Source organism: Flavobacterium sp. UBA7680 (assembly GCF_002482975.1).
Taxonomy (GTDB): Bacteria; Bacteroidota; Bacteroidia; order Flavobacteriales; family Flavobacteriaceae; genus Flavobacterium.
The window spans coordinates 269,682-282,805 of record NZ_DLHA01000058.1 but is presented as its reverse complement, the minus strand read 5'-3'; the positions used below and the strand labels follow the sequence as shown (position 1 = coordinate 282,805).

Below are 13,124 nucleotides of genomic sequence, written 5' to 3'. Positions count from 1 at the left end.
TTACAAACATCTCTAACCTTTTTAACCATGAAAAAAAACACTCCAACCAGTAAACCAATTAACACTTCCTTATCATGATGAAAAAATATATTTATAAGTTATTCCTGTTTGGAATAATGATGGTAGGAAGCATTATAAATGCTCAAACCGTAAAAGGTGTAGTTTCTGATATTGATGGTCTAATGCCGCAGGCTAATATCAATGTAAAAGGAACCTCAACCTATGCCATAACCGATTTTGATGGTAATTATATCATTAATGCAGGCCCTGACGCTGTCCTGATTTTTAGCTATGTAGGATATCAATCTCAGGAAATAGCGGTATCTGGCAGAAAGGAAATAAATGTAACGCTAACAGCAGATTCAAATGCCTTGAATGAAGTTGTTATTGTAGGATATACAAGTGAAAAAAAATCATCCATAACAGGTGCAGTCGCAACTGTAGATATGGGCGAATTATCTAAAACAAAAGTAGCCGATGTCGGGCAGGCATTACAAGGGCAAGTTGCCGGAGTTTCGGTTTCGGCTAATACTGGTGCTCCAGGCGACGGACTCAAAATACGTATTAGAGGTGAAGGAACATTGGGTAACAACGAAGTTCTTTATGTTGTAGATGGTGTTGCGACCCGCGATATTTCGTTCCTGAACATGTCTGATGTAAAATCCATGACCGTATTAAAAGATGCTGCTGCAACTGCCATATATGGATCAAGATCTTCTGGCGGTGTTGTTATTCTTACCACCAAAAGCGGTGCAAAAGGAAAAGCAAATATTGATGTAGATTATTTTGGTGGAACTAGTTATGCGACTAACCTTCCGAAAATGCTAAATTCAGATCAGTATTTGACTGTAATGGACCAGGCTTGGCATAATTCTAACAATAATCCTGCAAATGGAATAAGTCCTTACCAAACCGATAGAACTAACGGACAGGTTAATGGTATTCCGTTATCAAATACAAACTGGTTAAACGAATTATTTGGCGCAGGAAGAACAGACAATTTCCAGATTTCGGCCAGCGGAGGTACTGATAAAACACAATATTTAATTTCTGGTGGTTATTTTGGACAAAATGGTATTGTCGTGGGCGATAAAGATACTTACAGACGTATCAATTTTAGAGCAAATATCAATACCGAAATTACGGAACGTCTTAAAGTGGGTACAAACTTTCAGATTACAAGCAGCAGACAGGATAAAATGTCTTCAAGCGGAGATGCTCCCGGAGTAATCAGACATGCTTTATTACGTCCTTCTGTTTTAGGCGTTTATAAAGATGTAAACGATCCAACGTATAAAGCAAATGATCCTTATACTGATTTGCCATTTTACTTAAATAATAATCCTAATGGCGGATGGAGCCGTAATTACGAGTTGACTTCTAATCCTATTGCGATAGTTAATTTTACAGATGATGTACGATCTGCCTTTAAAACTTTTGGAAATGTTTATGCAGAATATGCTTTTCTGGCTGATAAATCATTAAAATTCAGAAGTAATTTTGGTGCCGAAATCACTTTCGATCACAATAAAGCTTTTGGAGAAAATTTTGGAGATGATAATGACAACGATCCAAATGAGTTATATCCGGGACAAGGCAGACAAAACCGACCTTCAAACTTAAACGAAAACAGAGGCGAAGCTACCACTTTTACCTTTACCAATACTTTAAACTATACTAAAACCCTTGCACAGAAACACAGTATCAATGCATTATTAGGGGAAGAAACCGTTAGTTACGACCAATCTGCAGTTGGCGGAAGCCGAACGAATTATAACAATACGACAGATCCTTTCCGTTATTTGGATTATGGAAGCGATGTCAATAAAAACAGTTCAGGATCTGCACAAAGCTGGAACCTTATTTCCTTTTTTGCGTCTGCAAATTATGCATACGATAATAAATATTTAGTTTCAGGTACAATAAGAGCCGATGGTTCTTCTCGTTTTGGCCCTAATAATAAATGGGGTTATTTTCCTTCGGTTTCTGGAGGCTGGGTTATGTCCAGAGAAAAATTCATGGAAAACGCAAAATGGGTTTCTAACTTAAAATGGAGAGCTAGCTGGGGACAATCTGGAAATCAGGAAATCCCTAATAACGCTTATGAAACTCTTGTTACAGAAACTGGCGGAATCATAAATGTGGTACGTTACGGTAATCCTGATCTAAAATGGGAAACAACTACGCAAACCAATTTTGGTCTTGATTTAGGTGTATTAGATAATAAACTGACTTTTTCTGTTGATTATTTTGATAAAACAACTAATGATATTTTACTAGCCGTAGGGCTTCCGTCTGCAACAGTTGGTCAAATCAACAAAACGTATGTAAATGCCGGTGTTGTAACTAATAAAGGCTTTGAATTTGGAGCGAATTTTCAAAATAACGATCACGAATTTAAATACGGTATTAACGGAAATATTGCGACACTAAAAAATAATGTAGAACAGCTGCAGCAATATGTTTCAGAAATTAATGATGACAAAACGCACACCAAAACTGTAGTTGGACAGCCAATTAGTTCGTATTATGGATTGAAGTTTGACGGAATTTATCAAAATCAGGCAGAAATAGATGCAGCTTTATACTCCAATTCAAACGGTGCAAAACCCGGAGATATTAAGTTTAAAGACTTAAACGGAGACGGGCAGATTAATGCCAATGACAGAACGTTTATAGGAAGTTCGATTCCGAAAATAACATACGGATTTTCATTTAATGCCGAATACAAAAGATTTGACATGTCATTTCTTTTCCAAGGCGTTTCGGGTGTAGATCGTTACAATGATTTAAAACAAATTTTAGATTACGACAGCCGTCCGTTTAATTCTACTACTTCAGTATTAAACGCGTGGAATGGCGAAGGTACAAGCAACACAATTCCTCGTAATACATTGAATGATAATGGAGGAAGTCAGGTTTCAAGTGTTTTTGTTGAAGATGCTTCTTATTTGAGATTAAAAAATCTTGAAATTGGATATACATTCAATCCTAAAATAATTGGCGACACGTATTTAAGAATGTATGTATCCGGACAAAACTTATTGACTTTTACGAAATATACTGGTTTAGATCCAGAATCGACTTCTTTTATAGATCAGGGTACTTATCCTCAATCTAGTACAATACTAATAGGTCTAAAATTTAAAATTTAATAATCGAATCATGAAATATAAATATATAACAGTAATCCTTATTGCACTTGCCTTAACAAGCTGCGAAGATGAACTTACGACAGATCCCATCGGAGCGCAAACTCAGGAACAAGCCAATTCTAAACCAACATTAGCCTCTGTAGAAAGTTCGGTAACGTCTTCTTACGATATGTTATCCAACAGATTAAATCAGCTTGCTGAATGGGATTGGAACGGAGGTTTAGTATTTCAAAATGATATTATTATTGATGATATCGCATCTGATGATATGGAAAAAAAATGGTCTCCAGATGGTGATCAATCGTGGATGGATGAAATCAATAATTTTACTTTTACTTCGACAAATGGCGGTCCAAACGGATTGTGGAAATACAATTATGAAGGTATTAAAAGAACCAACATTGCATTGAATTTTCTATTAAATCCGGAAATTGAATCGCTTACCGGAATTTCTACCCAAAGAAAAAATCAATTACTGGGCGAAGCTTATTTTTTACGCTCGTATTATTATTTTTCATTGGTAACAAATTTCGGTGATGTGCCTTTAATTTTGGCTCCCATAAAAACATATCAGGAAGCTTTTGATAAAGCCGTAAGAGCACCAAAAGAAACCGTATGGAGCCAAATTAAGACTGATTTAGAAACAGCAAAAGGACTTTTACCAAACTTAAAATATTCGTCAAGTACAGAAAAATGGAGAGTTTCTAAAGGAGCGGTTATTGCACTTTTGGCTAAAACGGCACTGTACAATAAAGACTGGGCTAGTGTAAATACTTTAGTATCAGAACTAGAAACGACAGGTTTTTATAGCCTTGATGCAAATTATTTTGATAACTTTAATATGAACAAGGAATATACAGACAATGAAGTGATTTTCTCTTATAACCATGTTAAACAAGCTGATCCAAGAAAAGGAAACGGAATTTGTGCACCTCTTGGGTGGGGATTTTTTGCTCCAAGTGCTGATTTCTTAGCTTCGTTTGAGCCTAATGACCCTAGAAAATTATATACCGTAAATGCTCCTGAGCAATGGGTTAATAAACTTTTAGGAACTACAGACGGCGGAAACAAAGGCGATGATGATGCTCCAAACAATAAAGTTTTCATTCGCTATGCCGACGTTTTGCTTTGGAAAGCAGAAGCACTTAATGAAACAGGAAATTACTCAGGCGCAATTGACATTATAAACCAAATTAGAGCTAGAGCCAGAAATACAGTTACAACTGTTACGGTTAGAGTTCAGGATCCGGCTTTTCCAGCTGATCCTAGTAAAACGATTCCGTCAACTTCGGTTGGTCCTCCTCCACCCGCAGGAACATTGCCAGACAGACCAAATTCTGGAGATAAAGCTGTTGTAAAAGCTTGGTTGATTGCTGAAAGAAGAGCCGAATTAGGTTTTGAAAATCAAAGAATGCCCGATTTAAAAAGATGGGGAATTGCTAAGGATGTAATGACGGCTCACGGAAAAGTTTTCTTAGACAAACATATGCTGTACCCAATTCCGCAAGCAGAAGTAGATGCATCGGCAGGACTTTTAACACAAAATCCTGGATATTAGGACAAATCTATTTGCAATTTTTAAATTGCCTCCAGCTTTAGCTGGAGATCTAAAAAGGGAATGAGAACTAGGCTTTAGCCAAAAACACTTAATTATTTTGGCTAAAGCTGAATTTATTATCAATTCTTCAACCTCCAGCTAAAGCTGGAGGCAATTAAAAACGATAAAAAATAAAAATCATGAAAGATATAGCGAAACGTTTTGCAGACAACCCATTATTATCACCTGCAGACATCCCAGCAAGCAGAGAAGGATTAGAAATAACCTGTTTATTAAATCCGGGAGTATTTCAATATGAAAATAAAACCTGGCTGGTAGTACGCGTTGCCGAAAGACCGAAACAAAAGGATAATATCATTTCTTTTCCCATATTGACAGAAACCGGTTCTATTCAAATTATTGAAATAGCAAAAAATGATCCCGAATTAATAGCGACAGATGCCAGAGTAATCAATTACAAAGGAGTAGATTATCTAACAACATTATCTCATTTACGCTTATTATGCAGCCAAGACGGACATAATTTTTATGAACCCGAAAATTATCCATCACTTGTTGGAGAAGGTATACTTGAAACGTTTGGTATAGAAGACTGCCGCGTTGCCGAAATCGAAGGAACATATTACCTAACCTTCACTTCAGTATCAGATAATGGTGTTGGTGTTGGTTTACGTACTACAACCGATTGGAAAAATTTCACCAAACACGGTATGATATTACCCGCACACAATAAAGACTGTGCCATTTTTGAAGAAAAAATAAACGGATTGTTTTACGCTTTACACCGTCCGAGCAGTGTCGATATTGGCGGTAATTATATCTGGATTGCTTCGTCTCCCGATGGTATTCATTGGGGAAATCATCATTGTATCATAAAAACAAGAAAAGGACTTTGGGACAGCAAAAGAGTTGGTGCCGGGGCTGCTCCAATAAAAACAGATAAAGGATGGCTCGAAATTTATCATGGAGCCAATGAAAATCATCAATATTGTCTGGGTGCTTTTTTAATGGATTTAAAAGATCCTTCAAAAGTAATTGCAAGAACCATTGAACCTATTATGGTTCCTACTACAGAGTATGAATTAAGCGGATTTTTTGGAAACGTAGTATTCACCAACGGCCACATTGTAGAGCCAGACGGAGACACTCTTACCATGTATTATGGTGCATCAGATGAATTTGTATGCGGTGCTCAATTTTCGATTAAAGAAATCCTTTTACTTTTAAAAAATAGCTAATGTTTAAAAAACTTATATCAGAAATTGATCATTTTAAAAGCCAGACCCATAATTTTCGTATTCTTATTTTCACCAACTTAGTATACGCACTAGTACTGCCGGTTATCGATATATTTGTTGCCGCTTATATTATGCGAAACTCAAATGACACCTCAAAAGTAGTCATCTATCAATTGGCAATTTATACCGGGATTCCGCTTACTTTTTTATTAAATGGCTTCCTGCTGAAACATATCAATATCAAAAAATTATATTCAATCGGAATGATGCTCAGCGGAGTTTCGATGATTATAATGATGTCCTTAAAAACACTTGATTTAATCGGAATTGGTGTTGCCGGGATTACTATGGGGCTTTCTTTTGGTTTGTATTGGTCAAATCGCGATTATCTGGCTTTGTCTATAACAAATGACAACAATCGAAATTATTATTACGGATTAGAAACTTTTATTTATACTATAATTGCCATCGCAATACCTGCAGCGATTGGATTATTTATTCAGTCAAAAATAGGTGAAGATCAAAAACATCAGGCTTATGAAATTATTACCGCTGTTGTTTTTTTAATTACCATTATTGCTTCAATCGTTTGTTATAGAGGTAAATTTATAAATCCTGTACAAAAGCAATATATCTTTTTCAAATTTCATCCGCTTTGGTACAAACTGTTATCGCTGGCAGCATTCAAAGGTTTGGCACAAGGGTTTTTAGTTACCGCTCCTGCCATGCTTATTTTTAAAATATTGGGTGAAGAAGGCGCATTAGGAAAAGCACAGTCCATTGGAGCTGTTTTAGCCGCAATTATAATTTATTTCATTGGTCGTTTTTCTAAACCATCAGACAGGATCAAAACCTTTTCTGTTGGATTAATTTTATTTGCTTTAGGTGCATGTTTAAATGGTTTCTTATTTAACAAAATGGGCGTAATAATCTTTTTACTATTACTGCTTATAGCAAAACCTTTAATGGATTTAGCCTACTTCCCTATTCAGTTAAAGGTAATTGATATTGTTTCCCGAATCGAAAAAAGAGGCGAATTTGCGTATATCTTAAACCATGAAGCGGGTTTATACCTCGGAAGACTTTTAGGCGCCGGAACTTTCTTAACCTTGTATTTTGTTGTATCTGAAGATATTGCTTTAAGATATGCCATTGGTATTATCGCACTATTGCAGTTATGTTCTATTTATATCAGCAAAAAAATCATCAAACAAGGTCTTGAACTTTCACCAGATGAAGAAACAGAACCTAAAGTATTAGAAGAAGTAGCGGCAAGACTGCTTTAAATCAAAAAAGAAGAAAATGAATACATTTATAAAAATCAGCACTTCGTGTTTGTTAGTTTTAAGTTTAACTGCAGCCGCACAAGTAACACAGCAAAAAATACCTCGCGTAGCACAAATGCCTGATTTGCCTCAGCCATTAAAAATTATCGATTACAAAAAAATGGCTTTAGATTTTGACAAAACAGTTTACGATTTTAATGCAAAAGGTAAATTTTGGCCGATGGTCTGGATGGATGACAGCAAGAAAAATTATCCGCAAACAGTTGTTGGATTATATACTGCTGTAGCAGATGTTCGACAAGGCCCGGATCATAATAAAGGAATGTTTCATGAAGCTCTGGCAACAATGGGCGCAACATTAGGAGCTACATTAGTAGGTATTGACAAAAACAATTCGCAAAACCTAAACTATGTTGCCATGTTGAAAAACTATTTTAACAAAGAAACCAACTGGAATATTATGATGAATAATACCTGCCCCGAAGTTGCTTTATTGGGCGGAGGTTATGGGCGTGATTGGTGGTATGATGTATATCCAAATCTTCTGTTTTATGCCATTTATGATAAATATCCTAATGAACCCGGTTTTACAGAAATAGCCAGAAGTATTGCAGATAAGTTTTATGAGGCCGATGTAATTTTAAACGGCAACTACGAATACTCCTATTTTGATTACAACAAAATGAAACCCATGACAAACCAAATCTGTGCGCAGCCAGATGCTGCGGCAGGACATGCATGGGTATTGTATATGGCTTATAAAAAATTTGGTGATGTCAAATACTTAAAAGGAGCTAAAAGTGCATTAGCAGCCTTAGAATCACAGTCCAAAAATCCAACTTATGAAGTATTAATGCCTTTTGGAGCTTATCTGTCAGCTAGAATTAATGCCGAAGAAAGCACAAAATACGATACAAACAAAATGCTGGCTTGGACTTTTGACGGAACACCAATTTGTCGCGAAGGCTGGGGTTCTTTAGTTGGAAATTGGAACGGAATTGATATTTCGGGTGTTTTTGGAAGTACGGTAGATCACGGCGGATATGGCTTTTTAATGAATACTTATGATGCTGCCTGGCCGCTTATACCAATGGTAAGATACGATCAATCGTATGCAACAGCAATAGGAAAATGGATGTTGAACGCTGCCAATGCTTCTCGATTTTTCTATCCACAATATATGCCTGATGAACACGAAACAATACCGGAATTAGCTGAAGTTTCAAAAGGCGTTATTGGTTATGAAGGCATTATAAAGCAATCTAGTTATAAAGAATATGAAAACCTAAAAGGCCCTGTAGCACAAGGTGATGGTCCGCTTTGGGTTCTTGGCGAAAATCCTAAAGAATCTCAATTTAGTGTATATGGAAGTGGTCATGTTGGTATCTTCGGAAGTATTATTCGTGAAACCAATGTTATGGGAATTTTACAATTAAATTTATTAGCAACCGATTTTTATAGTGATAAAGCATATCCTTCTTATCTGTATTATAATCCATATTCTGCAAGTAAAACAGTAACCATAAAAGTTGAAAAAGGAGCAAAAGTAGATTTATACAATACCGTTTCAGGAAGTTTTGTAGCCAAGAATGTTTCTGCTTCTGCAAAAATAAAAATAGATGCATTGAGTGCTGCTGTAATTATTCAAGTTCCTTCTGATGGAAAAATAAGTTATGACGGCTCAAAGATGTTAGTTAATGGAATTGTGGTAGATTATAAATCGCAAGGCAAAAAATAAGAACTATTTTCTATCTAGCTTGACACACAATCTTGTCATTCCGAGGAACGAGGAATCTTCGCAAGTAGCTCGACAACGATTGTATAAATTTCTTTGTAGAGTTTCTCGTGCGAAGATTCCTCGTTCCTCGGAATGACAAGATTGGGTACAAATTATGGACTAAAACACAGAATTTCATATAGATATAGCGTTCCGAAGGAACAAAACATATTGTAGGGATGGATTTTAATCCATCCTTCGCAATTATAATCGACAATAATACTATGAAATCTAATACCTTCAATTATATATTCATTTTTCTAATAATGTTTAATATAAATCCAGCAATCGCTCAAAATACAGCTGACAAAAAATGGTGGAAAGAATCCGTTTTTTATCAAATCTATATGCCGAGTTATGCCGACAGCAACGGAGATGGATATGGCGATTTTAAAGGAATGACTCAAAAGTTAGATTATCTAAAAAAAATAGGTATAAAAGGCATTTGGCTTACGCCTTTCCTTACTTCACCAAAAGTGGATAACGGTTATGATATTGCTAATTATTACGAAGTAGACCCAACATATGGCACTAAAGCCGATTTTGATATTTTTTTGAATGAAGCCCATAAAAGGGGAATAAAAGTAATTATCGATATGGTTTTAAATCATACTTCTACAGATTGTAAATGGTTTCAGGAATCGAGAAAATCAAAAGACAATCTGTATCGGGATTATTATATTTGGAAGGATGAACCGAATAATTGGGAATCATTTTTTGGAGGTACAGCTTGGGAAAAAGACGCTGCAACTAATCAATATTACTATCATAAGTTTGATAAAAGAATGGCCGACTTGAACTGGTCAAACCCAAAAGTTGTTGCTGAGGTTCAAAAAATACTCCGCTTTTGGCTTGATGCTGGCGTAGATGGTTTCAGGTTAGATGTTATAAACTTCCTAACTACTAACGGAATTACAAAAGATAATCCGATGAAAAACGGACAGCAGGAACACCTAAACGATATTGATCAGGAAGGTGTAAAAGATGCCATGAAAATTATAAAATCGACCGTCAATGAATACGATAATCGTTTTATTGTGGGAGAAATTGGAAGCGATAAAATCGAGGTTTTAAAACAATATCAATCGCAGGATTTATTAGATGTTGTTTTTAATTTCAATTTTGGAAGTATCAAAGAGTTTTCGACTAAGCGTATTTTTGACGAATTGCAAAGCATGGAGAAAAACATGAGCAACTATCCTACTTTGTTTTTTGGAAGCCATGATATGCCCAGAATGATCGACAGACTGGCAGACGGAAATACTGACAGAGCCACAGCACTTGCCGCTTTGATACTTACCGCAAAAGGAGTTCCATTTATTTATTATGGTGAAGAAATCGGAATGCATAATATTATCGCCCAAAACATAAACGAAATGGTCGATATACAAGGCAAAACCCATTATCAATTGGCAATATCGCAAGGCAAAAATGATAAAGAAGCACTTCTTGAAGGTAACGAACATAATCGGGATAAATCACGAAGCCCGATGCAATGGAATGCAGAAGCGTTTGCTGGATTTTCAACAGAAAAAAGCTGGATTAAAATCAATCCTGATTACAAAGAAATAAATGTTGCTGCTTTAAAAAATCAAAAAAAATCAATTCTTAACAGCTATAAAAAATTGACAGCTTTAAGAAATAAAGAAAAAGTTTTGCAATATGGCAGTTATGATAATCTGGAAATTGAAGGAGATCAAATTTCGTTTACACGATCTTTTGAAAATGAAAAAATTACTGTTCTAATTAATTTTGGTATAAAAAAAGTAATAACATTACCAAAGAATGCAAAAATATTATTAGGTCAAAAAGAGCTGAAAACAAATAGCTATATTATTTATAAAAATTAGTTTTTTCATATAACAAACCCGACAGGTTTTAAAAACCTGTCGGGTTTGTTATATGCGCATACTATTTCAATTCAAAAATAAAAGATTCCGAAGGTTTTATTTTAACTCTTGCCGAGCCTTCGCCATTTTTTACAGTAAAATAGGTTTTACTCTCAGAATATAATTTATCAACTAGCACATACGAACCATCTTTTAAATTCCATTTTGAAATAACATCCGCAGGAATTTTTAAATCAAACTCACTTGTTTTTTCTGAAGAGAAATTGGCAACTATAATCAATTTTTGATTTTCAGACCAACGAACAAACGAATAAATTAATTCATCATAGCCTTGATTATTTTGACGGTTTACAGATTGAATTTCCTGAAAACTGCACATCAAAGCCGGGCTTTTTATAGAGAAATTTAATAATCTTTTATAAAAATCTCGTAATTGTTTTTCAGAATCAGACAATTGTCCGCCGTCAAATTTTCCTTCATTCATCCATTTTTGATGATTCGGAACTCCGATATAATCAAAAATAGAAGTTCTGGAATGAGTTCCGAAACCTGCATTTTCATTTCCCGCCTCTCCTACTTCCTGTCCAAAATAAATCATTGTTGGTGAAGTGCTTAAAGTTGTCGAAACTACCATTAAAGGTTTACCGCGTTCCGGTGTTCCGGCAAATTCCGGCGAAGCTAAACGCTGTTCATCATGATTGTCAAGAAAATGAAGCATATGATGTTCAATATCTGCCATTCCTTTTTGAATATCAGACAATCCATCTGGAGAAGATTTTCCGCGAATAACATCTTTCAGTTTATCATACGTTTCTACTTTATCATACAAATAATCCATTTTTCCCAAACGAATATAATTTCTATATTCATTTGGATTATAAACTTCTGCCAATAAAAAAGCATCTGGATTTTTCATTTTGATTGCAGAATTCATATAACTCCAAAATTCGTACGGAACCATTTCTGCCATATCATAACGAAAACCGTCAACACCTTTTGCTGTCCAGTATAAAGCTATTGATTTAAATTTTTTCCACGAATCCGGCACCTCTTTATCCTGCCAAAACGCAAAATGTTCGGGATATGATTTTTGATCAAAACCAGCCGGAAGTTCAGGGAAATCTTTTGAACCATCAGGACGAACACCATAATTTACTTTTACTGTTTCATACCAGTCGTTTTGATCCGGTTTAACTTTACGCGAACCATTTCCTGTCCATTTTGCAGGATTTTCATCAAAAACACCATCAACAAGAGGATTTTTTTCTCCGTTTAACGGAATATCTCCATCGGGAATTTCGAAGTGTACATTTGGAATATAATAGAAATTATTATCACGTTTATATTCAGCAGATACATCATCATCGGCACCAAAATCTCTTACTCCTTCGGGATTATTTTTTCCTTCGTATTTTCTCGCAATATGATTCGGAACTATATCAATAATTAGTTTTAAACCTGCTTTATGTGTACGCGCAATTAAAGCCTCAAATTCCTGTAATCTGTTTGCCGGATTTACTGCCAAATCAGGATTTACATTATAATAATCTTTTACGGCATATGGCGAACCCGCACGGCCTTTTACAACTTCAGGATCGTCATTTGAGATTCCGTAAGCCGTATAATCGTGAACCAAAGCGTGATGCGGGACGCCTGTATACCAAATATAAGTTACACCTAAATCCTTAATTTCGTGAAGCGCCTTATCTGTAAAATCATTAAACTTTCCAACCCCGTTTTCTTCAATTGTTCCCCACGGTTTATTGGTTTTGTTTTTATTTCCGAACAAACGGGTAAAAACTTGGTAAACAACAATTTTATGATCTTTTGAATTTTCTTCTTTTACTTCACTCATTTTTAAATCTTTTGTTTTACAACCCGAAAACAACATTGTCGCGGCCATTCCCGCAGCAATAAATTTACTTTTTATCATAGTTTTTTAAATCTAAACGTATCTGTTTTTCGGAATTAGAAATCTAAATCCAATTCCTAAATTTAGTTTATTTTTTATAACTCTAAAGAATGCCATTTCAATTTATCATTTTGCCATAACGAAATCGTTAACTACAACGTGAGAGTTCATGGTTTTGTTGATAAATTAGAGGGACAAAGGTTCAAAGTAACAAAGGGACAAAGTTTTTGAAATGTCAGTGAAATTTTTAAATTCAAACTTTGAACCTTTGTTACTTTGTTACTTTGAACCTTAAAAAATAAACATATAAATTAATGCTAATAACAATCTAAGGTTGTATCCTTTTTT

7 protein-coding genes are annotated in these 13,124 nt (G+C 35.2%); 6 read left to right on the top strand and 1 reads right to left on the bottom strand.

The genetic code is table 11. From position 1 onward, the window contains the following. The first annotated feature begins 74 nt into the window (after positions 1 to 74). The 6 genes from B3C18_RS24875 to B3C18_RS24850 all read left to right on the top strand — a co-directional run bounded on the left by B3C18_RS24875 (position 75) and on the right by B3C18_RS24850 (position 10,864). Complete coding sequence (locus B3C18_RS24875) at positions 75 to 3,155, top strand: SusC/RagA family TonB-linked outer membrane protein (protein ID WP_291153261.1); 3,081 nt, start codon at positions 75 to 77, stop codon at positions 3,153 to 3,155. 10 nt (positions 3,156 to 3,165) lie between these two features. Continuing rightward, complete coding sequence (locus B3C18_RS24870) at positions 3,166 to 4,713, top strand: RagB/SusD family nutrient uptake outer membrane protein (RefSeq protein ID WP_291153258.1); 1,548 nt, start codon at positions 3,166 to 3,168, stop codon at positions 4,711 to 4,713. A gap of 179 nt (positions 4,714 to 4,892) precedes the next feature. Beyond that, positions 4,893 to 5,951, top strand: coding sequence for a glycoside hydrolase family 130 protein (locus B3C18_RS24865; protein ID WP_291153255.1), 1,059 nt, complete (start codon positions 4,893 to 4,895; stop codon positions 5,949 to 5,951). Continuing rightward, a complete protein-coding gene (locus B3C18_RS24860) occupies positions 5,951 to 7,237 on the top strand; it encodes an MFS transporter (protein WP_291153252.1) in 1,287 nt (428 codons plus the stop codon). The genes B3C18_RS24865 and B3C18_RS24860 overlap by 1 nt, the downstream gene beginning before the upstream one ends. Positions 7,238 to 7,253: 16 nt before the next feature. After that, positions 7,254 to 8,975 carry a hypothetical protein gene (locus tag B3C18_RS24855; RefSeq protein WP_291153250.1) on the top strand — a complete coding sequence of 574 codons (1,722 nt, stop codon included), beginning with the start codon at positions 7,254 to 7,256 and terminating at the stop codon, positions 8,973 to 8,975. A gap of 305 nt (positions 8,976 to 9,280) precedes the next feature. Next, positions 9,281 to 10,864, top strand: coding sequence for an alpha-glucosidase (locus tag B3C18_RS24850; protein ID WP_291153247.1), 1,584 nt, complete (start codon positions 9,281 to 9,283; stop codon positions 10,862 to 10,864). A 61-nt stretch (positions 10,865 to 10,925) separates the two neighbouring features. On the opposite strand, the gene B3C18_RS24845 is transcribed toward B3C18_RS24850, so the two are convergent. Next, complete coding sequence (locus B3C18_RS24845; protein ID WP_291153245.1) at positions 10,926 to 12,797, bottom strand: alpha-amylase family glycosyl hydrolase; 1,872 nt, start codon at positions 12,795 to 12,797, stop codon at positions 10,926 to 10,928. Positions 12,798 to 13,124 lie beyond the last annotated feature (327 nt).